Genomic DNA, 25,289 nt, shown 5'->3' on the forward strand with positions numbered 1-25,289 from the left:
GCACAGGACTTAAAATCCTGCGAGGGTTAAACTTCGTACCGGTTCGATTCCGGTCGCCGGCAGTAGTTGAAAAGATTGGGAAACCTTGAGTAATCAGGGTTTCCCAATCTTTTTTTTATATCATAGAAAAGTGTTCCTGTGATATAAAAAAGCCCTCCGGGCAGAAAGCGTACTTGCGCGAAAATGTAATATGCCGCTATGCGGCCGCGCTCGGCGCGAGAATCAGGCAAACAGGACTCTTTCTTTTTGTCCGCAACGCAAAATGGAGATTGGATCGCCGGGAGTAAAGTTACCGGCGATCCAGTCTCCATTTTTATCTGGTCACATCAATTACGACCGCATCATCCTTTTCAAAAGCCGATTCGCTGTAGTATCTGGTAACCGAGCCGTCGGAACTCTTTGAAAAGCTGAAATGTTCGATAAAATCCCAAATAATCGGAATGTCCGACGGGTAGCAGTTATGGGGGCGGAGCAGACACTGCCCCCACTGGAACAGAGGCACGTCGGTCCCGCCAATGTTTTTGCTCCACCGGTAGAGAGCCGGATGGCGGGAGTCAATGGTAATTGTTTCAGTTTCCGCACCGGCTGCAAAGGTATTTTCAAGGCCGTTTACACTCAGCATATAGGAGGCCCAGCCCTGTAAACTTGTTGAACTAAATCCCTGCGCTAAGTCCGAGACATCCATCTGGCCTGTAATCATCATTGCAGGGATGAGCCGGTTGGCTGCATTTTCCGGAGTCGGCGCCGCTGAGGTAGAGCCGACTGCGGCAAAGAATTCGGGGTTAGAGACGGCAAATCCCTGGGTTGCATTGGAACCGGCGGATTGGCCCGAACCGTAAATACGGCTGAAGTCTAAACTGGCGTACACTCCGTCAATCTTTTCCCTGAGCAGCGTGATAAGAGCATGGTAAAAAAGGTCCGAATCCGCATGCGATACACTGGAGGGGCTGGCATTGTAAGTCTCACAGACAAAGGCCAGGGCGATTCCCTTCTCCTCGGCAATCTGCCACCAGAGAGTGGAGTCCATAAATATCGAATCGGTCTGTGTATTGCCGGGATAAATGATTAAAACGGGCAGCTTTTTTCCTCTAAAGCCGTCAGGAAGATATAATAAATATTCCCTGGGATCCCATTTTCCGTCACCGTTGTTGTCACTAAATGCGATTATGCCAGCCTGAACGGTGCCATGGCCCTTTATGACGGTATCTCTGCCTGCCCAGATTTGGGTGCCATTGCTGAGAACTTCCTTCGGCAGCCCGCTTTTTGCGTCCTGCTGCGCCGCAACCCGGGCGGAAGTGTAGTCCAGGCGTTCTGCGAGTACATTCGAGTATGCAAAGGTAGTGTCATAACGGGTATATTCAGACAGGAAGCTATAAATTTCATCCGCGTTCAGAGTCGTATTTTTAGACAGTTTCACTTTTGAGATACCGTATTTGGCGCCTTTTTCCTTGCGCTTTGCATTTGCATACTCAGTCTGAAAAGCGTCGGAGTTGATATCCTGATAGTATACGCCGTCTACAGCGTCAGAGCGGCAGTCATTCGCTTCTTTCCAATAGCCTTCACTTCCGGTATAACCTGCGAAACAGGTGGGAATTGGTACGTCCCCTGCGGTAATTCTGCGTCCGCCGCCTATGCCGGTCCGCTTTAACGTTTCATCCAGCACATCCGTTATATCTCCATTGGCGCTCTTTCCGTCATATTCGGCGCTTGCCACGGCAGTCAGGGCGGCGCTTCCAATACTCTCTCCATTTAGATAAACCTGGCTGATGACCAGAATTGGATTAGCTGCGGCCCAGTACTCCAGGGCGGCGCCGCCTTTTCCGTACCCTGCGAGATAAAATTCACCAAAAGTAGAAAATACATTCTGATTATGTATGTTGTTTCCGCTGTTCAGGAAGGCGAATGCCGCCTTCATATAATCCGCTTCATCCGCCGGACTTTTCCAGCTGCCGGCTCCGGGCTCCAGAATAAACAGCCCTTCGCCCTTATTACGGGCCAGGTCAATCCAGCCCTCCTGTTTCAAAAACTCCCACGTATCCACACCATCGGGAACGGCTACCACGGTAAAATAGGAACGGATCGATGCCTCCGGTGCAATATACACACTTACAGTCCTGGCATCGTCCATAATTCCGTTGCCGTTTACATCGATATTTTTCATAAAATATCCGGTTAAAGGCAGCTGGGCGGCCTGTGAAAAGTCCTTTTCCAAGTGTGTCACGCTGTCAAAATCTGCCGCTGTGGCAGCGACGTTCCCTGAATTTCCGCCGCCCTGGACGATTTCGCTTTTAAGAGCCCATTCCTGGTAAAGTTCATCATAAATGGTATATCGGTAGCCGGCCTTGCTGCTTCCGGCAGCTTTTCCGCGGCACTTCAGCTCATAGGATGTACCGTCTTTCTGCTTTGTATGATAAATGAGCTTTCCAGTATCGGAGTCAATCCGGCAGTCGGGGCCGTAATAAGCGGAGTCGCTGAAATACCATCCGTTGAGACGTGTGGTGGAGTGATCGCTCTCGCCCCAGTAGGCATAAAGCTCCGATGGATATCCGGTAAGGCGTATATTTTTGGCTGCCCAGTCAGCGCCTTTGGACGAGGTCATTATTTCCCTGTATTTGGCGACGCTGTCGATATTGTCCGTGTCCTGCTCTCCATCAAAAACCCATACTTTCAAACCCGTTCCGGCAACAGCGGCCCAGTCGTCGTCGTCGTAGCCATAACCAAAGGTGCCGTTCTGACAAATATAAGCATTAATATTAAAATTATAAGTACCTGCGGGAAGTCTATGGGTTTCGCTCTCGTTATTTCCCATTTTTTGATTCATGGGATGATAGGGCTGTCCGGCCAGCGCTTTGATAATAAGGGCAGAGGCCATTGTTCCCCGCGAATTGCCCTGGAGCACGACATTTCCGGTGACGCCGTAGGCATCGATAAAATATTTCATCACATTGACGTCGTCCGCCACAAAATCGTAGATATCAAAATATTCTCCGGGTCCGGCGCTTGACCGGTCATGGATATTGACCACAATAGCTCCTTTGTTCATCCAGGAGGTGGTGGCGGAGTCGTACATTATGCCTGTGCCGTTGTTATCACAGCCGTCTGCGAGCTTCCAGTATGAGATTCCCTGGCCCTGCAGCGTAAAAACGATTCCGGCGGAGGGATCGTACTGCTCCGGTACGTAAAAGTAGCCGCGGACATAATCATCGCCCGTGCCGTCAGACGCCCTTCCCGCTGTGCTGCTCACCCTGATGCCCGCCTGCTCAAAGGAACGGAACCCTTTTTCACCGAATTTCAGGTCAATGGTTTCTGCCCATCGGCCGCCTTCCCTGTATCGGCCGTCGGCATCGTTGGCCAGGCAGGCGGCTGCAGAAGGCTCCTCCCATGCATGACGCAGCTTCAGTTCAAGGCTGGCTCTGGCCTGATAGCCCATTCCTGCAGTATTTGGCAGATATCCATTATCGGCACTGCCGCTGCCGTAATGAATTGCGCCGTTTTCATCACGATACCAGGCGCCGGTGCAATATACGCCAAAGGCGTTCCGCACACGGGCTCCCGCCGGGTTTTCACCGGTATAGACGAGAACATTATCTTCGGTAGCGGCAGTCCCGTTTTCTAGAGTTAAGGTGACTGTCTGACCGTTCACGGCTGCATTTGCAATTTTAATCCTGCCGTAATCCGGGGACAGCGTTCCACGGTCTTCCAGAATATAACTTTCCGCATTAATCCCCGCCAGCCGGACGCCGGCGTTATACGTAACCTCTACCTTCACCAGTCCGGTGCCGTAGACGGTATCATCTGTGTACGCCTGAATGTGCTCTACATCCTCCATAGCAGGACGAGTTTCCTCCTGCGCAGCCAGTGTGCCAGCGCTCAACACTGAAGCGAGCGCCAATCCTGCAAAGACTGAAACCAGAATTTTCCCAGAACCTTTTCGCATAGCTTTTCCTTCTCCTTTCGTGCTCCTTCGTTTTCAAATATCTTTATGATTTGTTTCCTCCTTTCCAGTAGCTGACAGACGGGTGATTTTATTCTGCACGGATCGCAATATGCGTTTTAAATCTTTATCAGAGCATGCCATATGTATAAAATTACTATATTTTTTGTGAAAAAAGCGGTTTGAATATACAAAAAGTATAACATTGGCAAATTTTAATATCCAATGTATAAAATTCATCAAACCATCTATGGAATTCATAATTATTTTTTGGGATAACATTATAATATGAAGAATTCACATCAAAAATTTAAGAGATAATTGAATATATTAAGGAGAGATGCAACAATGAACAACAATATGCGTTTACGCACGTAAAAACGGCAATAACCGCGATAATTTTGTTATTGCCGTTCTTTTACGTATCGCGGAAAGCACATTAAGACTGTAGATGCAATCTTTAACCCCCTGGAAAATCTCTCTGCAAGACCGGCATACCATCCGTAAAGAAAGAGTAAAGGATCGCCGTAAACACTGTACGGCACGAATAAAAATATTATAATAAACTGGCAATGTATTGCGCAATACTATAATCAGCACCTGATAATACACAAAAAGTGAGGATAACTATGACAATTTCTTTGGCAGATTTTCTTTCGCAGCTTACGGCAAGTCCCATTTTGGCCATAACTGTGATTCTGACGCTGGGGGTAATTCTGGTCAATGGCTGGACCGATGCACCCAATGCGATCGCCACCTGTGTTTCCACACAGGCCATTCATCCCAGAGCCGCAATTATCATGGCGGCGGTCTTCAACTTCCTGGGCGTTCTCGTTATGACAATGTTCAATGCCGGAGTGGCATCGACAATATACAACATGGTGGATTTCGGCGGTGATTCAAGGGAGGCGCTGATCGCGCTGTGTGCGGCCCTTTTGTCCATCGTGGCCTGGGCGACGGCGGCCTGGTGGTTCGGCATCCCGACAAGCGAGAGCCATGCCCTCATTGCCGGCGTTTCCGGAGCCGCAATTGCGCTTCACGGAGGCTTGGAGGGAATTAACGCATCCGAATGGATCAAAGTACTTTACGGTTTAGTGCTGTCTACCATACTCGGCTTTGCGATGGGATATCTGACGGCCAAAATCGTCCAGTTTTTATGCAGAGGCGTAGACAGGAACAAGAGCCGGGGCTTCTTTAACAATGCGCAAATAGCCGGAGGCGCGGCCATGGCATTCATGCACGGCGCCCAGGACGGGCAGAAATTTATGGGCGTTTTCATGCTGGGGATTTTTCTGGCCAAAGGCAACGCCGCTGCCGGAGAGTTCAGCATCCCAATTTGGCTGATGATACTCTGCTCTGCCGTGATGGGCCTTGGAACTTCCATTGGCGGCTACAAGATTATCAAGGCGGTCGGAATGGATATGGTGAAACTGGAACGCTATCAGGGCTTTTCTGCCGATTTGGCGGGCGCGGGCTGCCTGCTCCTGTCCTCCCTCACGGGAATTCCGGTATCCACAACCCACACGAAAACCACGGCCATCATGGGAGTCGGGGCGGCCAGACGTCTGTCATCGGTAAACTGGGGTGTTGTAAAGGAAATGGTGATGACCTGGGTGCTCACATTCCCCGGCTGCGGCCTGATTGGATTTTTGACGGCAAAGCTGTTCATCTGGGTATTTTGAGATAGAAGTATGGTAATGAAAGGAGTGCGGTATGGCACAGAAAAAGGGAAATGACTATTTTGCAATGCTTGTAGATAACGTAAATTGTTCCTGTGAGGCGGCGGAGCTGCTGTGGGAAAACCTAAATGAGTATGAATACACGAGTCTTCCGGAAAAGATCCGGGCAATCCATGAGATTGAGCACCGGGGAGATCAGGGAAAGCACAGGCTGATGGAGAAGCTGATGAAAGAATTTCTGCCGCCCATAGAGCGGGAGGACATCATGGCCCTGACAAACATTATAGACGATATGACGGATGAACTGGATGAGGTCTTAAGAAATCTCTATATGTACAATGTAAGAGGGCTGAGGCCCGAGGCCGTGGAATTTGCCGCCCTGATCCGTAAATGCTGTGCTTCCATGAAAGAGATGCTGGAGGATTTCCGCAATTTCCGCCGTTCCTCCACGTTAAAGGAAAAAATCATCACAATTAACCGGCTGGAAGAGGAGGGGGATCAGCTTTACACCAGGGCTGTCCACAGGCTGTACACCGAGGAGAAGGATGCCGTGCAGATTCTGGTCTGGACGATTATTTACGACTGCCTGGAGGAGTGCTGTGACTGCTGCGAGCATGTGGCGGACACCGTGGAGATGGCGATTATGAAAAATACCTGATATTTAAGAGATCTCATAAAGATTATGAGAGGTGGTCCGGTTTTACATGATTCTGACACAACCTTTTCATATTATTGATATCAGTTTCTTTCTCCTTCTGTTAAGATAAGAAACGTACCGCTAAAAAGGCGGAAATAAAGAAGGAGGAATCAATTGGCACAAATAACGTATAAAGACATAAAGAAATCAAAAGAAATTAACGCATATATCGACAAGGGAAACACGACGCTGGGGGTACTTGGATATACGGACCACTCTGCGGTACACGCGGTGAAGGTTTCGGCGATGGCCGGGAAAATCCTGGAACGTTTGGACTATGACGCCCACACCGTGGAACTGGCAAAGATTGCCGGGTATATGCATGATATTGGAAATTGTGTGAACCGTATGGATCACCCTCATTCCGGTGCGCTGATGGCTCATCAGATCCTGAGGGGGCTTGATATGGATTATGAAGACATAGCGGTAATTATAAACGCCATCGGAATGCACGACGAGAAGTCGGGAGGGGCTGTGGATGCGGTGTCCGCCGCTTTAATACTGGCCGATAAAACCGATGTCCGCAGAGACAGGGTCAGGAACAGAAATAAGGCCGCGTTTGATAAACATGACCGTGTCAACTATGCGGTAATTTCATCCTCCCTCGATATCCAGAAGGATAAAAAGACGCTCAAACTGGAACTGGAGCTGGATGAGGGTATCTGTTCTATGATGGATTATTTTGAAATATTTCTGCAAAGGATGCTGATGTGCAGGAGAGCGGCCTCCGTCCTTGGCATGACCTTCAAACTGAATGCAAACGGGAATAAAATCTGCTGATTGGGGCAGCCCGGATGCGGTTTGCCAATCTCTTTTAGTTTGTATTTCTACAAGCGCTAAAGCTTTTATCTACTTTCTCAATCTAAACAGATTTCTTAATTCATCAGATATCCGTAAATTCGGAAATTCCTTTTTCCAGATTCCCAAACCGGTCCACGGATAAAAAGCAGCGAAAAGTACGCCGGACGGACTTTTCATTGCCGGTCAATAAAAAAATGCATCGGCAGCCGGTGGAAAACCCGGTAACCGATGCATTTTAAATTTCTGTTTAATAGCCGTAACCTGATATGTTAAATCAGCACTCGGAAAGAGCGTCCTCATCGGCGATTACAATGACATCCGGATGGAACTGAAGAATGGATGCCGGAACCTTCGGCGTCACAGGTCCGTAAAGAGCTTCCTTTAAAATGGCAGCTTTATCTTTACCGCTTACTGCGAAAATAATCTTTTTACTCCTCATAATCGTTCCGATACCCATTGTGAATGCCTGGCGCGGAACTTCCTCAATGGAGGAGAAGAAGCGCTTGTTGGCTTCAATTGTCATCTCGGTGAGATCGACACAGTGGGTCTGGCCTTCGAAAATATCGGAAGGCTCATTGAAACCAATATGGCCGTCATGTCCGAGGCCGAGAACCTGAAGGTCAACTCCGCCCAGTCCGCGGATTACATCCTCATAGCGGCTGCACTCCGCTTCAGGGTCGTCTGCCATACCGTTTGGAATATTTGTTTGATTGATATCAATATTTACGTGCTGAAACAAGTTGCTGTACATAAAATAATAATAGCTCTGCTCACTGTCTTTGGTAAGTCCCTTATATTCATCCAGATTCGCCGTCTTTACTTCAGAAAAATCCAGATCTCCATTATTGTATTTCTCAACCAGATATTTGTAAGTTCCAACAGGGGTGGAACCGGTGGCAAGCCCCAGTACAGAATCCGGTTTTGTGATGATCTGGGCAGCAATAATATTAGCTGCTTTCCTGCTCATTTCGTCGTAATTTTTAACCTTGTAAATTTTCATGAAAATACCCTCCATACAATATTGTCGCCTCTTTCCAGATTAGAATACCATTTTTAAGTCATAGTTTCAATGCATATCAGCATAAAATAGATAGCAAAGGAGTGATAGCATGTCTAACTATCAGAGACTAATCTCATATATCTATACATACGAAGGAGGGATACGCGGAAAGAACATCGGATTTGCAAAATTGGAAACAAGAGGTAACCAATGCAGAATCACGGTGAATGTCAAAAAGATATTCGTCGGGGGAAATCCGGTAGGAGTATACCTGCTTGCAGGGCAGGATGAGGTCAAGATAGGAACCCTGTTTGCCAGAAACGGCGCAGGGGAATTCAGGGCGGTGGTAAATTCCGCGGATGTGGAAAATTCAGGACACAGCCTGGAAGAATTTTACGGACTCAGTGTCCATGATGTGGAGAGTGCATGGAGATCCTACACAACAATCTGGGAAGATGCGGTAGCTCATGCCGCAGAAGTGGAGCTGGCCGATGTAACATCGGAAAAGGTGACTGAAAAACTGGAAAGCTCGGTAAAAAAACCGGCGATTCTGCAGCACAAGGATAAAGAGCAGGACCTTCTGCCCATTTCCAGGGAAATAGAAGAGGAAATGGACAGGGAAACATCAAAAAAAGAGGCGGAAATACACGAAGCAGCGGTGCGTAAGGCAGAAGAATATAACGCTGCCAGATACGGCAGTGAAAAGGTAGTCTATCTGAGCACGGAAATTCCGAGAAAAAGCCCGGGTGAAGCGCCGCCTGATGAAAACAGAGCGTCGGTATCCGGCCTGCGGGAAATGATCATGTCTCAGGCACAGCAAAGAGACATGGAATCCGTAGAGGAAAACGCTGAGATGGAGACGGCGGACATGAGAGCGGCCGACGCAGGAGTGAGGGAAACCGTTAAGGCCGATGCGGAAGCGGCAGAAGCTGTTAAGGCCGACGCAGGGGCGGTGGAAACCGTCGTGACAGATGCAGAAGCAATGAGAACCGTAAGGGCCGACGCAGGAGCGGTGGAAACCGCAAGGGTCGATGCAGGAGCGATGGAAACCGTAAGGGCCGACGCAGGAGCGGTGGAAACCGTAAGGGCAGACGCAGGAGCGGTGGAAACCGTAAAGGCCGACGCAGAGGCGGCGGAAACAAGGGCGACGGAAGTAAGAGCAGCGGAATCAGAAATGGCAGAAGCCATTGTAACGGGAGCGGCAGAAAATGAAGCCATAGAAACAGTGACGGCAGGAGCATGGCAAACGAAAGCAGGGCCTGTAGAAACCGGAGCGGGAGAAATCAGATTTGCAGACACGAGGGCTGCCAGGGTGTTTGGAACGGAAGCCGCGGCGCCGGTAATGTTTGAAGCAAGAGCCGCGGAAGCCGGTACGGCTCAGGCGGAGGCATCAGAGGAAAGAACTGCCGAAATCAATGTGCCGGGAGCCGGGACATTTGCTTCCGGCGCGGCGGGACAGGAGCCGGCGGCGCCTGTGTCCGGCGGCAGCGTGGCGGATATGATGGAGGCCGAGTATGTATCGGCGGTTGACGGACTGGAAACGGCCCAGGAATTCATCGAACCCCAGCGTCCGGTGATGATGGAGCCGGACAGAAAACAGGAACAGCCGCAGGAAAACGGCAGAACTACAGTCCGTTCCCCTGGTGTGCAGATGCAGGGAACGGGAAGAACGGCGGTCCGTTCATCCGGCATGATAATGCAGGAAACCGGCAGACAGATGCAGCCCGGACAGGAGAGAGGCGGCCGCGGACAGCAGAGATACGGCGCACAGCGCAGGGGTATGCAGACGGGCGCGCTCAGACAGGAAACACTGAAGCCTGAATCACTGAGTCCTGAAACACAAAAACCTGAATCATCAAGAACTGAAACACTAAGATCTGAGACGCTAAGATCTGAAACACCAAGACCTGAATCACCAAGACCCGAAGCACTAAGACCCGAAGCACTAAGACCCAAAGCACTGAGACCCGAAACGCCAAGACCCGAAACACCAAGACCTGAAGCGCTGAGACCCGAAACACCGGAACCCGCAGCAGAGGCAAATCCCATAGCCCAGGAGGCGCAGCCGGTAGTAAAAGAGGCTGTTCCGCCATCCGGCGTTTCGGCTCCGTTTAAGGATCTGAGCGATACATGCAACGAACAGGAAGTATGGGAAACCATGAGGAAAAAATATCCGAAAATACTTGCGTTCGACTATGCCGACGGCTGTGAGGTCCTTACCATCAAACCGCAGGATATCGGACTTCTCCCAAGGGAGGAATGGGTATACGGCAGCAACAGTTTCCTGCTCCACGGGTATTATAATTACCGCTACCTGATTCTTGCGAGGCTGAACAATCCGGATGGGAAAGCCAGATATCTGCTGGGAGTTCCGGGCCATTATCTCAGCAATGAGAAATACATGGCATCCATGTTCGGCTTTTCCGACTTTGTCCTGGCCAAAAAACAGCCGCCCAGGGACGGCCGTTTCGGATACTGGTATACGGATATAAAGATAGGCGATTAAAAGACAGATTACTGCAGCCATGATAACCGGCGGCAGACATAGTATGTATTATATTAATAATCTACGCCTCTCAATGAAACGGAGGGCACATAGGGGGCGACAATTCCGGCAAAATGCAGCAATTCCTCTTTACTGCAGGCTGAAAACCCGGGAATCAGCACATTCTCGGAGTCTTTATAGCTCTGCAGGAAATAGGCGGAGGCCCCGGAAAGCCATTCCCCAATCTCTTTAAAATCCTCTTCCCTGTGAAGTTCTCTCACAACCGTGGTGCGAAATTCACAGGGAACCGTATTTTTCAGCAGAAAATCAACACTCTTTTCTATCAGAGACAGGTCGAGGCCGGGCAGACCGGCAGTCTTTCCGTATCCGGTCCGGCCTGACTTAATGTCCATAGCCACATAATCCAGCAATTTTTTTTCACAGAGATCGATCAGCACATCCGGCCTGTAACCGTTCGTATCTAATTTCACAAGAAGTCCAAGCTCCCTTATTTTCCTGATAAACGGTTCCAAATCGCGGTGCAGAGTAGGTTCGCCGCCCGTGATGCAGACGCCCTCCAGAATGCCGGCTCTTTTTTTTAGAAAATCCAATACCTCTTTTTCCGAAAATACCTCATTTCCGCCCTCCAGGAGATCGCTGTTATGGCAGAACGGACACCGGAAATTGCATCCGCCCAGGAATACGGTGGCAGCCACATGCTGCGGGTAATCCAGTAAAGTTGTCTTTAAAAGCCCGGAAATAATCATGATTCCATATCCTTTCAAAATGCCGTACAGCCCGGGACAAGATGCCCCGACGGCGGGATTTTATTGGTACACGGACAATTATAGTACGAAATTCCGGTATGTGCAACTTGCCAAAGAGGAGGATGGTTTGTATACTTATTAGTGTAATAACGGAAAAAATCAGACGGAACATCAGATGGAGCGAAAAATGAAAATGACCGACGATGAAAAATATATGAAAGCGGCGATCCGCGAGGCAAAAAAAGCGTATGCACTGGGAGAGGTGCCGATCGGCTGTGTTATTGTTTACGAGGGGAAAATAATCGGAAGGGGTTATAACAGAAGAATTGTGGACAAGAACGTCCTGTCCCACGCTGAGATAAATGCCGTCAGGAAGGCGTGTAAAAAGATGGGCGACTGGCGGCTGGAGGGCTGTACAATGTATGTGACACTGGAACCGTGCCCCATGTGTGCAGGGGCGATCGTCCAGGCCCGCATTCCCAAGGTGAAGATAGGTTCCATGAATCCCAAGGCCGGATGCGCCGGTTCGGTGATGAACCTGCTGGATGAAAAAGGATTTAACCACCAGGTGGAAATGGAGACGGGGCTTTTAGGGGAGGAATGCTCGCAGATGCTGAAGGAATTCTTCAGGGAACTGAGGAAGAAGGGCAAAGAAAAGGCCAAAAGTGAATGAAAAAGCCCGCCGGGCAGGATCGCACTGCGGCGGAGAGAAATTATGCCGCTAAAGCGACCCGCCGCAGGCGGAGAATCCCGCCGGCGGGATTCTCTGTTCTAATGAAGAGCCTGACTGCGGATAAATGCAGATTCTTAATTACATGGATTCCATGTTCATTTACATAATTACCTTAATCCAGCCTTCCGGTGCCTCGATATGGCCCATCTGGATGCCGGTCAAGGTATCGTAGAGCTTCTGTATGGACGGACCCATCTTCTCCATACCGCTTGGGAAACAGATTTCCTTGCCGTGATCCACGATCTTGCCGACCGGAGACACAACGGCTGCCGTACCGCAGAGGCCGCATTCCGCGAAATCTTTCACCTCGTCCAGGAATACCTCCCTCTCCTCGGTCTCCATGCCCAGATATTCCTTTGCAACATAAAGGATAGAGCGGCGTGTGATGGACGGAAGGATGCTGGAAGACTTTGGCGTAACCAGTTTATTGTCTTTTGTTACAAAGATCAGGTTTGCACCGCCTGTCTCTTCAATCTTCGTTCTTGTCTGCGGATCCAGGTAGACATTCTCGTCGAATCCGTTCTTATGCGCATCCACGATTGCATGGAGGCTCATCGCATAGTTCAGTCCTGCTTTGATATGGCCGGTTCCGTGTGGAGCGGCGCGGTCAAAATCACTGACACGGATCGTAATCGGTTTTGCGCCGCCCTTAAAGTATGGTCCTACCGGGGTGGCGAAGATGCGGAACTGGTATTCGCTGGCCGGTTTTACTCCGATAACGGAATCAAAACCGAACATATACGGACGGATGTAAAGGCTTGCGCCGGAACCGTACGGCGGAACGAAAGCTGCGTTGGCTTCCACTACCTTTGCAACCGCTTCCACAAAGCGTTCCTTCGGGAAAACCGGCATTTCAAGGCCTTTTGCAGAATTCTCCATACGCTCTCCGTTTAAATCGGGGCGGAATGTTACAATGTGGCCGTCTTCCGTGGTGTAGGCCTTTAAACCTTCAAAACATGTCTGAGCGTACTGGAGCACGCCTGCACATTCGTTTAATACAATATTTGCGTCTGTCGTCAGGACGCCCTCGTCCCAGGCGCCGTCCTTAAACTGTGAAACATAGCGGTAGTCGGTCTGAATATAGCTAAAGCCGATATTTGCCCAATCAAGATTTTTCTTTTCCATAGCGATACTCCATTCTTGTTTATTGAACTGGTGTTAACGTGTTACAGTAATAAATAATGGTTTGCCCCTATTATAATAACATCTGGCTCACGTTGCAAGATTATGTGCTGAAAAAACTGAAAAACTGCTTCCAACCGGCGGGGCGATATCTTTTTTCTTATTATAAAGGGTTTTGACGTAAATATAAAATGCTATCTGGGCATATTTGCCATGTTATTTTGTTATACCTCGGTTTGGAGAGAAAACAGGCGAAAACCGCTGGTTACCGCTCACACCGCATTGCGCTGCGGACGGTAACAACCGCTATAACAGTTGGAAGCTTAAGCGGTTGTGGCTTGACAAAAAGTCGGCCTCCATGTATACTTAACTAGCTGAAGATTTCACATCATCAGCCATAATCAAGTTATAAAGTTTCCGCACTAGCCGGGGAGTTAGCGGTGCCCTGTACCTGCAATCCGCTACAGCAGGGGTGATGTCCTCGCCGAGGGCGTTTTGTTGCAGAGCTGCCCCTTGTAAGTGGCGTTGAAGTCTGGGTCTTACGCAACAGGAATCTGTGAACCGTGTCAGGGCAGGAATGCAGCAGCACTAAGCAGAAGCTCTTGTGTGCCGTGAGGCTGCCTGGACGGAGTTAACTGCGAGGGTAACGTTTGTGACATACGTTCGAAGCGGGATGTGCGGATTTAATATATTTTAATATCATAATTTTTGTGTCAATGACAAGCTGTTCCGGTTGGAACGGCTTTTTTTAAATTCATAGAAAAATTAACGTTAAATTTTTCTGTATACAAGGGGTTACACCTTACAGAATCCATTGTCATTTCTACCTGAATATGATAATCTTTGGAGGATCACTGTGCGCTGGACGGTATATGGGTATTGATGCCGGATGAGGAGCATTTGGAGGAAGAAAATGATTGCTTTAGTAGTGGCATATGCAAAAAATCATGTCATAGGAAAAGACGGCCGTATTCCCTGGAATATTGACGGGGAAAAGAAGCGGTTTAAGAATTTAACGGTAAATCATGTTGTCATCATGGGCAGGAAAACCTATGAAGAAATCGGCAGGCCTCTGCCCAACCGGACAACAATTGTGATTTCGAAGACGAAAGATTTTACCGCTGAGAACTGTCAAACAGCCAAATCACTGCAGGAGGCCATCGCACTTGCCGGTGACAACGATATTTATATCTCAGGCGGAGCCGGTATTTACGAGGAATCCTTACCGCTTGTTGAAAAAATGTACATTACGGAAATTGATGCCGATGTGGAGGGGGATACATTTTTCCCTGAGTTTGATGAGGAATTATTTGTTAAGGAGATAGAACGGAGGGTTGACGGTGACATTCCGTATACCTTTCTGACTTATACAAAAAAATCATAATTTTAGGAACAGTGCCGGACAGGCACCTTTGTATGGAGGGGATTACAATGGATAAAGAAAAAATCAAAGAAGGGGTCAGGCTCATTCTCGAAGGAATTGGGGAAGATATCAACAGAGAAGGGCTTTTAGAGACTCCGGACCGGATTGCCAGGATGTATGAAGAACTGGCTGCCGGATACACCGACGACGCGGCGGCGCATCTGAAGAAGAGATTCCATGTGGACAGCAATGATATTGTTATGGAAAAGGATATTCATTTTTACTCTTTCTGCGAGCACCATATGCTGCCTTTCTACGGAACGGCAACCATTGCCTACATTCCGGACGGGGAGGTTGTCGGGTTGAGTAAAATAGCAAGGACGCTGGAGGTATATGCGAAACGTTTCCAGCTTCAGGAACGCCTGACGGCCCAGATTGCGGACGCCTTTATGAAAGAATTGAACCCGAAGGGCGTAATGGTACGCATTGAAGCGGAACATATGTGCATGACGATGCGCGGAATCAAAAAGCCCGGAGCGAAAACGGTGACGATTGTCACAAGAGGTGCGTTTGACGAAAGTGAGATGCTGCAGAACCGTTTTTACCAGATGCTGGAACGGAGATAAGTGCGGAACTATGGAACGGATTAATCGAATCTGCCGCCATCCTCTTTGGAAGGAAAGCGTGGCTGAAATACAGAGACTGGAAGAAAAGCGGATCTTTTGCAGGCATAATCCGGCCCATTATCTGGATGTAGCCCGAATCGCTTATATTGAAAACCTGGAAAAGAATGTCGGCATATCAAAAGAAGTCATCTATGCGGCGGCTCTGCTTCACGACATTGGTAGACACCGCCAATATCTGGAGGGGATACCGCATGAAGAGGCCGGCGCCGTGCTGGCGGATCAGATCCTAAGGGACTGCGGCTTCACGGAAACGGAGCAGAAAGAAATCATTTCCGCAATTTCAGAACACCGGACACAGGAGGCGGCAGGGAAAGATAATCTGCAGGGCTTAATTTACCGGGCGGATAAGAGTTCCAGAAGCTGTCTGTTCTGCAATGCGTTTGATGAATGCAACTGGAGCACGGAGAAGAAAAACATCACATTGAATATCTAAATACAGGGGAATGCTATCATGATGAAAATTGGAAACCGAATATTTGATGTAGAAAATGACTGTTATATCATGGGAATTTTAAATGTCACACCCGACTCTTTTTCCGACGGCGGAAAGTGGAATGACATTGAAAAAACAAAAAAACATACGGCCGATATGATCGAAGAGGGCGCGGCAATTATTGATATCGGAGGAGAGTCCACTCGGCCGGGGCATGTGCAGATCAGTATCCAGGAGGAAATTGACCGGGTTGTGCCCGCGATTGAAATGATAAAGAAGAATTTTGATATTCCGGTGTCCATCGACAGTTATAAGGGCCGGGTTGTGGAAGCCGCCTTAAAAGCGGGAGCCGATATGGTCAATGATATCTGGGGGCTGAAATACGACCGGAAAGTGGCGGATTTGATTGCCCGGTATCAGGTCCCGTGCTGTCTGATGCATAACCGGGAAAAAGCGGATTACGGCCAATTCATGGACGATATGTGCAGGGACATGCGAGAATCGCTCGCCATTGCAAAAGAGGCGGGAATCGCCGACAGTCAGATTATTTTAGACCCCGGGGTGGGATTCGGTAAAACCTATGAAAATAACCTGACGGCGATCAACCAACTGGAAAAGTTGGCGGCGCTCGGCTATCCTGTTCTTCTGGCAACCTCCAGGAAGTCCGTGATTGGCACGGCGCTTGATTTGCCGACGGATCAGAGAGTCGAGGGGACGATTGTCACAACGGTTCTGGGAGTGCAGAAAAAAGCGGCGTTTATCCGCGTCCACGACATCAAAGAGAATTTACGGGCAATCCGTATGACGCAGGCTATCATGAGAGAGGGAAGGAACTAAAATGACGAAAGCATTTTATTGCGACGAAATACATATTGAAGATCTGGAAGTATATGCGAACCACGGCGTTTTTCCGGAGGAGACAAAACTTGGACAGAGGTTTCTGGTTTCCCTTACAATGTATGTCAATACCAGACATGCCGGAAGAACGGACTGTCTGGAAAATTCCATAAATTACGGCGACGTATGCATTTTTATAACCCGCTATATGAAAGAGAATACATATAAATTAATTGAAGCGGCCGCCGAAAATCTGGCCGAAGCACTTTTTAAACAATATTCCCTGCTGCACGGCGTTACGCTGGAGCTGAAAAAACCGTGGGCGCCGATCGGACTCCCCCTCAAGACCGTTTCCGTAAAAATCACCCGTTTCTGGCACACCGCTTATATCGGGCTTGGTTCTAATATGGGAGATAAAAAAGGATATCTGGATCAGGCGGTACAAGCATTGAATGAGCTTTCCGGCTGCCATGTGGAGAAAGTGTCCTCCTACCTGGTGACGGAGCCTTACGGCGGGGTGGAGCAGGACGACTTCCTGAATGCCTGCCTGATTTTAAAAACGCTTTTATCACCGCAGGAATTATTGGAATCCCTTCATGAGATTGAGCAGGACGCCCATCGCGAGCGCATTGTCCATTGGGGGCCAAGAACGTTGGATTTGGATATTTTAATGTATGATGATATGATTCTGGAAACCGATGAACTTATTATTCCGCATGTGGAGATGCATCTGCGCGATTTTGTTTTAAAACCTTTACAGGAAATTGCACCCAATAAAAGACATCCGGTTTATCAGAAAACAATGACACAATTGCTGAACGGGCTGAAATAATACGGCACAACAGACGGGACCGCACAGGAGGGTTATCCTCCGGTGCGGTTCTCTGTATTTCCCTGCGGGCGATTTCCCGTAAGGCGCTGTCAAACCTCATTCTTTACCGGAAAAGAGTAAGGCGGAGTAAAGAAGATCGTAAAGAAATTTTCCTTGCCCACGGAACATGATTGTATTATAATTACAAAATGGGTATATTGTAACCTGAGATCGGTCTGTTATTACGGATGGTGGAAGGATGAAAATACAGTGTTAAGAAAGGGTGTGTCATTCATGAAGAGAATTGGTATGCTGACCAGCGGTGGAGACTGCCAGAGCCTGAATGCAACAATGCGCGGCGTGGCGAAGGCTCTGTATAAAATGTATGACGACGTTGAGATAGTAGGTTTTGAAGATGGCTACAAAGGACTGATGTATGCAGACTACAGAATTATGAAACCGTCGGAATTTTCGGGAATACTGACAAGAGGCGGCACCATTCTAGGCACATCCAGGCAGCCGTTTAAACTGATGAGGACTCCGGATGAGAACGGTTTAGACAAAGTGGCTGCGATGAAACATACTTATTATAAATTAAAACTCGAATGTCTCGTGGTGCTTGGCGGCAACGGAAGCCAGAAGACGGCCAACCTGCTCAGGGAGGAGGGGCTGAACATTGTTTCCCTTCCGAAGACGATCGACAATGACCTGTGGGGGAGCGAGCTGACGTTCGGCTTTCACAGCGCCGTCGAAGTAGCGACCAATGCAATCGACTGCATTCATACAACTGCGGCTTCCCATGGCCGTGTTTTCATTGTAGAGATAATGGGACATAAAGTAGGATGGCTGACCCTCTATGCGGGAATCGCAGGAGGCGCGGACATCATTTTAATCCCCGAGATTCCCTACGACATTGACATTGTCGTGGAGGCCATCAAGGGCAGGGTGAGGAGCGGTAAGAATTTTACCATCCTGGCGGTGGCGGAAGGCGCTATTTCCAAGGATGATGCGGCGCTCACCAAGAAAGAGCTGAAAGAAAAGAAGAAGAACGGCCAGGTTTATCCATCGGTGGCATACGCACTGGGCGCTCAGATCGAGGAGAAAACAGGCCAGGAGATACGCGTCACGGTTCCGGGACATATGCAGAGAGGCGGAGAGCCCACCCCGTTTGACCGTGTTATTTCCACGCGCCTCGGAGCGGCGGCCGCTCAGATGATTGCGAATGAAGAATATGGTTATATGGTTGCTTTGAATGACAGCCAGATTACCAAGGTGCCGCTGGAAGAGATCGCAGGCAAGCTTAAGACGGTCGATCCGAATAGCGATATAGTCAGAGAAGCCAAGTCTGTGGGAATCAGCTTCGGCGACGAATAGTAAGGAACAATGAAGGAGCAGAGGGTTCATGTCGTATACAGCGTTATACAGAAAGTGGAGGCCGGTCTCATTTAATGAGGTTAAAGGCCAGGACCACATTGTAAAGACATTAAAAAACCAGATAACGTCGGGACGAATCGGACACGCCTATCTGTTCTGCGGAACGCGGGGAACAGGTAAGACCAGTATTGCAAAGATATTTGCAAAGGCCGTGAACTGTGAGACTCCGGTCGATGGAAGCCCCTGCGGTGAATGTGAGATGTGCCGTCAGATATCTTCGGGCGCATCACTGAATGTGGTGGAAATTGATGCGGCATCCAACAACGGTGTGGAGAATATCCGTGATATCCGCGATCAGGTACAGTATCCGCCGACGGAGGGACGCTACCGTGTTTACATCATCGATGAGGTTCATATGCTGTCCATCGGGGCGTTCAATGCCCTTTTAAAGACACTGGAGGAACCGCCGTCCTATGTTATATTTATCCTGGCCACAACGGAGGTCCACAAGATCCCGATCACGATTCTGTCGCGGTGCCAGAGATACGATTTTAAGAGAATTACGATTGATACCATTGCAGCCCGTCTTCATGAGCTGACCCAGGCCGAGGAGATCGACGTCGATGAGAAAGCGCTGCGGTATGTGGCCAAAGCGGCGGACGGCTCCATGCGAGACGCGCTGAGCCTGCTGGATCAGTGCACGGCGTTCCATTTTGGGGAAAAACTTACCTATGACAATGTACTGGAAGTGCTGGGAGCTGTCGATAACAGCGTATTCAGCAGTCTGTTCAGGGCGGTCACGGCAGGTGACACTAAGGGCTGTATTTATAAGATAGAAGAGATGATTATCCAGGGACGCGATCTGACACAGATGGTGAATGATTTCGTCTGGTATATGAGAAATCTTCTGATTGTGAAGACAACAGATGATGCGGAAGATATGCTGGATATGTCGTCCGAGAATATTGCCTTGTTAAAGGAAGAGGCGGATATGACGGACGGCGAGACACTGATGAGGTACATCAGGATATTCTCGGAGCTGTCGGGGCAGCTGCGCTATGCCAGCCAGAAGCGCGTCCTGGCGGAGATTGCATTTATAAAGCTGACAAGGCCGTCGATGGAACAGAATCTCGATTCCGTTCTCCAGCGGCTTAACATGATAGAGAAGAGAATGGATGAACTTCCATCCGGTCTGCCCGATCTGGCTGCGCTTGCGGCATTGGGAGCCGGTTCCGGACAGGAAGGCGCGGCAGAACAGCAGAAACCGGGCAAAGCGGAAGAACCGGCTAAAACCGTTTCACTTCCCAAGGCCCAGTATGAAGATTTAATGCTGATGCGCGGCGAATGGCAGAAGGTTTCCAGGATGATGGGAGGCGCGGTCCGCGTGGCTCTCAGGGATACGGAGGTGGAGCCGGCCGGTGACAGTTGTCTCTGCATTGCATTCAGCGACGCCGGAAACTTTTCCATCGTAAACCGTGAGTCGGTAATGCAGGAATTAAAAGAGGCGGTGGAGAAAAACTATGGTAAGAGCATAGATTTCAAGGCAAGCCTGAACGATTCCGGTAAAAAGTCGGCAACGCTCTATGTGAGCGACGAAGATTTAAAAGTCATTCACGATGATATTGTAGTGGAAGACTGACAGGACAGGATCACAGATAATCCGATTTGCGGAGAGGAACATCAGGGTGTACCGGTTCCCGGCAGACCGGATTTTGAGATAAAAAGCATAAAACAAGTATATTATAAAAGATGATCAATAATCAGGAGGATGAACACCATGGCAAAGCGTGGCGGTTTTCCAGGCGGAATGCCTGGCAATATGAATAATTTGATGAAGCAGGCACAGAGGATGCAGCGGCAGATGGAAGAGACAACAAAAGAGCTGGAAGAAAAGCAGTATACTGCTTCCGCGGGCGGCGGAGCCGTAGCGGTTACCGTATCCGGCAAAAAAGAAGTTGTGTCTGTTAAACTTTCAGAAGAAGTTGTGGATCCGGAGGATATTGAGATGCTCCAGGATCTGATCGTTGCGGCAACCAATGAGGCATTCCGCCTGGCGGAAGAGGAGAGCAGCGCAGCGATGTCAAAACTGACAGGCGGTTTAGGCGGCCTGGGAGGCGGTTTCCCGTTCTAAATTATGGATTATTACAGCAATCAGATTACGAAATTAATAGAGGAGCTGTCAAAGCTGCCCGGTATCGGGAGCAAGTCGGCTCAGCGCCTGGCCTTTCATATCATCAATATGCCGCCGGAGCAGGTGGAACGCCTGTCCACGGCCATGATTGACGCAAAGCACAACGTGCGCTACTGCAGTGAGTGCTTTACGCTGACGGATAAAGAACTGTGTCCTATTTGCAGCAGTGACAGGCGGGATCACGCCACCATCATGGTGGTGGAAAATACAAGAGATCTGGCGGCCTATGAGAAGACCGGCAAATATGAGGGAGTTTACCATGTACTCCACGGGGCGATATCCCCCATGCTCGGAATAGGGCCGAATGATATCAAATTGAAGGAACTGATGACCCGTCTTCAGAAAGCCGAGATCAATGAGGTGATCATAGCGACCAACTCCAGTCTGGAAGGCGAGACGACGGCCATGTACATCAGCAAACTGATTAAGCCTACCGGAATCAAGGTTACAAGAATCGCCAGCGGGGTACCCGTGGGCGGAGATTTGGAATATATTGACGAGGTTACGCTGCTCCGGGCTCTTGACGGACGGACGGAACTGTAAGGATTAAAAGTCGTCCGCACCGCGCGGACGGTTAGGAGATGCAAAAGAGATGGATAAGTACGAGTTTAACATCAAAGTTGAACAGATTAAAAAACTGGTAAACAAAGGTGACTATGAAACCGCCATGAAAATTGCAGACACCATAGACTGGAGAAGGGTGCGCAGCACAAGCCTGCTTACCACAATCGCCCAGGTTTATGAGAGGAATGCAGAGTATCAGGATGCCAAGGATATTTTACTCCTTGCATTTGAGCGCGCGCCAATCGGCAAAGGGCTGTTATTTAAACTTACGGATCTTGCCCTGAGGGAGGGTAATGTCCCGGAGGCCGAGGCATACTACAGGGAGTTCTGTGATTTGGCCGTGGATGATCCGAGGCAGAATCTGCTCCGTTTCCTGATTCTGGAAGCAAAGGGAGCGACCACGGAACAGCTGATCCATTCCCTGGAGAAATACTGCCAGGAAGAACTGGATGAAAAGTGGATGTACCATCTGGCGGAGCTGTATCAGCAGGCCGGTATGGAGAGCCAGTGCGTCAGCATGTGCGACAGGATTATGCTGATGTTCGGTCTGGGCAAATACGTGGATAAGGCCATGGAACTAAAGCTGCAGTTTGCCCCTCTGACAAAATATCAGATGGATCTGGTGGAAAACAGAGAGAAATACGAAGAAAAACTGCGTGCTGTGGAAGAGAAGTACAACAGCAGGACATTCAAAAGAGAGCCGGATGAAGATGAGTACTACGATTCCGAGGATGCGGAGGATGCCGACATGGACAGCCGGGATATGGGTGAGCGCGGCAGAAGAAACCGTGAGATGGACAGAGACCGTTCGGACGACTATGATATGAATGACGAAGATTATGACATGGATGACAATGAAGTGACGGATGAGCGCGATATGGATGATGACGGACAGCGCTATCCGGATGAGAGAAGTTTTCTGGAAGACGATCTCGTTTCCAGTCTCCATGAGGCCCGGGCAGAGGAAGAACTGGCCAGGGAAATGTCACGTATGGAACCATACGATGAGGAAGAGAGCGGTTCATTTGGCGAGACAAGAATTTTAGACAATATCCGTGATATTAAAGAATACAGACTTTCAGGACATGCGGGACTGGAAGAGGACGAACTTGCTTCGGCCCAGGCGGCTGCGTCGGACGAACCTGTCATTAACCGGTTTGAGGAAGAAGAGGAGACCATTGTGGAGGATTGGGATCTGGAGCCGGATGACGACCAGAGCAATCATCTGATGATCGAGGCGGAAGATCCTGAAAAGGGACTTGTGCTTGCCCTTGAATCACTTAAAAAGATCCACCGTGAACTTGGAACCAAAAACCCGGTGGCTAAGATCAGCGGAGATAACCTGAATAAGAAGGGTATCTTTGCGGTTGCGGAAAGACTTGCAGGAAAAGATTTGGTGGTTGAAAGAGCCGGTGATCTGGATCGCATTACGATCGGAGAACTGAGCGAACTGATGGAACAGGATAATACAGGGATGATTGTAGTCCTGATTGATACACCTGCCAGGATGGAGAGGATGCATAACAGCTATCCGTCCCTGGCAGGAAAATTCCAGTATATCGGCTGTGAAGGCGCAGCAGATGCTCATTACGGCTCGGACCGGAACGAGAAATCGGAGGCGGAAAAGGCGCATGAAGAAGAGCTTTTGAGACTTCAGGCTGATCGTGAGGCCGAGGCGGCAAGAAGACGTCTGGCAGAGCGCGAAGAAGAGATCAGACGCCAGGCAGCCCGCGATGCGGAAGATGCCAGAAGACTTCAGATGGAACGTGAAGAGGAGGCCAGACGCCAGGAAGAAGAAAGCAGACGTCTTGCCGAATATGAAGCTGAGGAGGCAATGCGCCAGGCTGAATACGAGGCGGCTAATGCGGCACAGCAGCAGGCGGAACTGGAAGCAGACGAGGCCAGACGCCAGGCGGAGTATGAGGAAGATTTAGAAAGACGCCGCCAGGAGATGGAAGAAAATGAGCACCGTTATCAGTATGAGTCCGGGGATGACGCGGACGAAGAGCCGGAAGAACCGGATGACGTTGATTACCAGGATGAGCCGGAAGAGGCATATCCGCGTGATCCGGATGACGGAAGCGAGATGGACGTGGAGGAATTTGCCCAGTATGCGTGCAAGTATGCCACAGAGATCGATTGCAGCATTTCAGGCAAAAGCATGCTCGCCCTGTACGAGAGGGCTGAGATGATGGAGGAGGACGGAGTGCCTCTTACAAAAGCCAATGCTGAGGATCTGATAGAGGAAGCGGCAGACAAGGCGGAAAAACGTTCATTTGGAGGTATGTTCTCTTCCAAGTACGATAAAGACGGTCTGCTGATATTAAAGGAAAAGCATTTTTTTGACTAGAGGATGCCGTTGAGAATATCCGCAGTCAAGTGCCGTGCACGGACTGCGGGAATGATTTTACGGACATGTTCCGGTATATGGTAAGGAAAGCAGGCGCTGCAGGGGGAATTGATACTGCAGCGCCCTTCTCTTTCATGGCGGCGGAACACATCAGGAAAAGAGGCAATAATGGAAAACTGGTTATCGATTGCAGTTGCGGTCTATTTGATCGGGATGGTGCTGTACGGCCATTACAAAGGGTTTATCAAGCTGGCCGTGTCGGCGGTTGCCCTGATCATCACCTTTGCGGCCATACACGTCGCAATGCCGCAGGTAACGGACTTTTTGAAAAACAATACCAAGATCTACAGCGCTTTCGAAGAGAGCATGATGGAGGCGATGAAGATAGAGGAGAGCGCCGATTCGGAGGAACCGTCGGGACAGCGTACTATTATAGAAGGGCTGGAGCTGCCAAAGCAACTGAAAGAGGCCCTGCTGGAGAATAACAACAACGAAGTCTATAAAGTGCTGGGGGTGGAAACATTTACTCAGTATATAGCAAGCTACCTGGCAAACAGCATTATCAACATTATCGGTTTCCTGGTTCTGTTTGTTGTCGTTTTCGCTGCGCTGAATATTATTACGGTATGGCTGGACCTGGTGGCAAAGCTGCCGATTCTGTCGGGAATCAATAAGATAGCCGGAGGTTTTCTGGGAGGAGCGGAGGGATTGATCTTTTTATGGATTATCTGTCTCTTTGTCACGGCTTTCTCAGGAACGGCGGGAGGAAAGGCATTAATACAACAGATCGAGAGCAGTGCACTTCTTTCTTATATATACGATCATAATCTTTTGAGCAGTTTTGTCATGACGGTAGTCAAAACGATCTTATAGCATTCGGTTTATTAAGAAGATAAAAAGGTTCTATACAAAATAAAAAATAGATATAATTACAACAAAAGATACAATAAGAGCAAAATAACGAGAAAACAGAAAAAGACAGACGAAACACCGCACCACAAAATATAGGATATGTGCGGAAAAAATGGCATATCTGGTGGTGCGGCGAAAAAGATAAAAATTGATCGAAAAAAAGCTACAAATTCTATTGACATTTTATGGCACAAGTGGTATATTTTAGTTCCAACGTAATTAACGCGTTGGAACACAACTTCAGAAATCAAATCAGTCTTTCATTATCAAAGGAAGTTTCAGGAATGAATCCGTGAATCCCCTCCAGGTAAAAGAAGCAAAACAGTTTGAAAAAAGTGTTGACACTGATTAAGAGTTGTGATATGATATTCAAGCTGCTGAAAACGAGCAGCGGTTCAAAAAAAAGAAATACAAAGAAATAAAAAAAGTTGTTGACAAACAAAAGCAATTATGGTAAGATATAAAAGTTGCTGCTGAGAACAAAAACACAGCGTACAACAACAAAGAACCTTGAAAACTGAACAGTATGTAAAACCTTGAAAATTCTTAA

General features: G+C 48.9%; 19 protein-coding genes, 1 other RNA gene and 1 pseudogene. 17 read left to right on the top strand and 4 right to left on the bottom strand.

The features are described 5' to 3' along the window. Positions 1-313 precede the first annotated feature (313 nt). On the bottom strand, positions 314-3,829 hold the full coding sequence (locus QZT18_RS19285; protein ID WP_294150501.1) for a PHB depolymerase family esterase: 3,516 nt from the start codon (positions 3,827-3,829) through the stop codon (positions 314-316). A gap of 734 nt (positions 3,830-4,563) precedes the next feature. On the opposite strand from QZT18_RS19285, the gene QZT18_RS19290 reads away from it, so the two are divergent. The 3 genes from QZT18_RS19290 to QZT18_RS19300 all read left to right on the top strand — a co-directional run bounded on the left by QZT18_RS19290 (position 4,564) and on the right by QZT18_RS19300 (position 7,090). Then, on the top strand, positions 4,564-5,616 hold the full coding sequence (locus QZT18_RS19290) for an inorganic phosphate transporter (RefSeq protein ID WP_294150503.1): 1,053 nt from the start codon (positions 4,564-4,566) through the stop codon (positions 5,614-5,616). 31 nt (positions 5,617-5,647) lie between these two features. Further along, a complete protein-coding gene (locus tag QZT18_RS19295; RefSeq protein ID WP_294150505.1) occupies positions 5,648-6,271 on the top strand; it encodes a DUF47 domain-containing protein in 624 nt (207 codons plus the stop codon). A 153-nt stretch (positions 6,272-6,424) separates the two neighbouring features. Further along, complete coding sequence (locus QZT18_RS19300) at positions 6,425-7,090, top strand: HD domain-containing protein (protein ID WP_294150507.1); 666 nt, start codon at positions 6,425-6,427, stop codon at positions 7,088-7,090. Positions 7,091-7,385: 295 nt separating this feature from the next. On the opposite strand, the gene nagB is transcribed toward QZT18_RS19300, so the two are convergent. Continuing rightward, positions 7,386-8,111 (bottom strand): glucosamine-6-phosphate deaminase, encoded by a 726-nt coding sequence (gene nagB, locus QZT18_RS19305; protein WP_294150510.1) that lies wholly within the window; start codon positions 8,109-8,111, stop codon positions 7,386-7,388. Between the two features lie 109 nt (positions 8,112-8,220). Between nagB and QZT18_RS19310 the strand changes: the two genes are divergently transcribed. Continuing rightward, complete coding sequence (locus tag QZT18_RS19310) at positions 8,221-10,617, top strand: DUF6128 domain-containing protein (RefSeq protein ID WP_294150512.1); 2,397 nt, start codon at positions 8,221-8,223, stop codon at positions 10,615-10,617. A 53-nt stretch (positions 10,618-10,670) separates the two neighbouring features. Here QZT18_RS19310 and QZT18_RS19315 read toward each other — a convergent pair whose 3' ends face one another. Next, positions 10,671-11,363 carry an anaerobic ribonucleoside-triphosphate reductase activating protein gene (locus QZT18_RS19315; RefSeq protein ID WP_294150514.1) on the bottom strand — a complete coding sequence of 231 codons (693 nt, stop codon included), beginning with the start codon at positions 11,361-11,363 and terminating at the stop codon, positions 10,671-10,673. A 175-nt stretch (positions 11,364-11,538) separates the two neighbouring features. Here QZT18_RS19315 and tadA point away from each other — a divergent pair, with 175 nt between their 5' ends. Then, positions 11,539-12,036, top strand: a complete 498-nt coding sequence (tadA, locus tag QZT18_RS19320; RefSeq protein WP_366925931.1) for a tRNA adenosine(34) deaminase TadA — start codon at positions 11,539-11,541, stop codon at positions 12,034-12,036. 159 nt (positions 12,037-12,195) lie between these two features. Here tadA and QZT18_RS19325 read toward each other — a convergent pair. Next, positions 12,196-13,230, bottom strand: a pseudogene (locus QZT18_RS19325) (branched-chain amino acid aminotransferase); the annotation flags it as partial. A gap of 405 nt (positions 13,231-13,635) precedes the next feature. Here QZT18_RS19325 and ffs point away from each other — a divergent pair. The 12 genes from ffs (at position 13,636) to QZT18_RS19385 (ending at position 24,700) form a co-directional block, all read left to right on the top strand. Beyond that, positions 13,636-13,899: signal recognition particle sRNA large type (gene ffs, locus QZT18_RS19330), an RNA gene on the top strand. A 232-nt stretch (positions 13,900-14,131) separates the two neighbouring features. Further along, on the top strand, positions 14,132-14,602 hold the full coding sequence (locus QZT18_RS19335; RefSeq protein ID WP_294150516.1) for a dihydrofolate reductase: 471 nt from the start codon (positions 14,132-14,134) through the stop codon (positions 14,600-14,602). A gap of 47 nt (positions 14,603-14,649) precedes the next feature. Beyond that, positions 14,650-15,207: a GTP cyclohydrolase I FolE gene (gene folE / locus QZT18_RS19340; protein WP_294150518.1), complete on the top strand. Its 558-nt coding sequence runs from the start codon at positions 14,650-14,652 to the stop codon at positions 15,205-15,207. A 10-nt stretch (positions 15,208-15,217) separates the two neighbouring features. Further along, the gene (locus QZT18_RS19345; RefSeq protein ID WP_294150519.1) at positions 15,218-15,700 is read left to right on the top strand and encodes an HD domain-containing protein; all 483 of its coding nucleotides are present in this window, start codon (positions 15,218-15,220) and stop codon (positions 15,698-15,700) included. Positions 15,701-15,721: 21 nt separating this feature from the next. Continuing rightward, entirely contained in the window at positions 15,722-16,537 is an 816-nt protein-coding gene (gene folP / locus QZT18_RS19350; protein WP_294150534.1) for a dihydropteroate synthase, read from the top strand. 1 nt (position 16,538) lies between these two features. Then, positions 16,539-17,369 carry a 2-amino-4-hydroxy-6-hydroxymethyldihydropteridine diphosphokinase gene (gene folK / locus QZT18_RS19355; RefSeq protein WP_294150520.1) on the top strand — a complete coding sequence of 277 codons (831 nt, stop codon included), beginning with the start codon at positions 16,539-16,541 and terminating at the stop codon, positions 17,367-17,369. Positions 17,370-17,642: 273 nt separating this feature from the next. After that, on the top strand, positions 17,643-18,722 hold the full coding sequence (locus QZT18_RS19360) for a 6-phosphofructokinase (RefSeq protein ID WP_294150522.1): 1,080 nt from the start codon (positions 17,643-17,645) through the stop codon (positions 18,720-18,722). Positions 18,723-18,750: 28 nt separating this feature from the next. Beyond that, on the top strand, positions 18,751-20,361 hold the full coding sequence (gene dnaX / locus QZT18_RS19365; protein ID WP_294150524.1) for a DNA polymerase III subunit gamma/tau: 1,611 nt from the start codon (positions 18,751-18,753) through the stop codon (positions 20,359-20,361). Positions 20,362-20,499: 138 nt separating this feature from the next. Next, complete coding sequence (locus QZT18_RS19370) at positions 20,500-20,853, top strand: YbaB/EbfC family nucleoid-associated protein (protein WP_125141241.1); 354 nt, start codon at positions 20,500-20,502, stop codon at positions 20,851-20,853. Positions 20,854-20,856: 3 nt separating this feature from the next. Then, positions 20,857-21,456: a recombination mediator RecR gene (recR, locus tag QZT18_RS19375; protein ID WP_125141240.1), complete on the top strand. Its 600-nt coding sequence runs from the start codon at positions 20,857-20,859 to the stop codon at positions 21,454-21,456. 49 nt (positions 21,457-21,505) lie between these two features. Continuing rightward, entirely contained in the window at positions 21,506-23,827 is a 2,322-nt protein-coding gene (locus QZT18_RS19380; protein ID WP_294150528.1) for a lipopolysaccharide assembly protein LapB, read from the top strand. A 168-nt stretch (positions 23,828-23,995) separates the two neighbouring features. Beyond that, positions 23,996-24,700 carry a CvpA family protein gene (locus QZT18_RS19385; RefSeq protein ID WP_294150530.1) on the top strand — a complete coding sequence of 235 codons (705 nt, stop codon included), beginning with the start codon at positions 23,996-23,998 and terminating at the stop codon, positions 24,698-24,700. Positions 24,701-25,289 lie beyond the last annotated feature (589 nt).

Origin of the sequence: uncultured Clostridium sp. (assembly GCF_900547735.1) — a bacterium.
In the GTDB taxonomy this organism is placed as follows: domain Bacteria; phylum Bacillota; class Clostridia; order Lachnospirales; family Lachnospiraceae; genus Otoolea.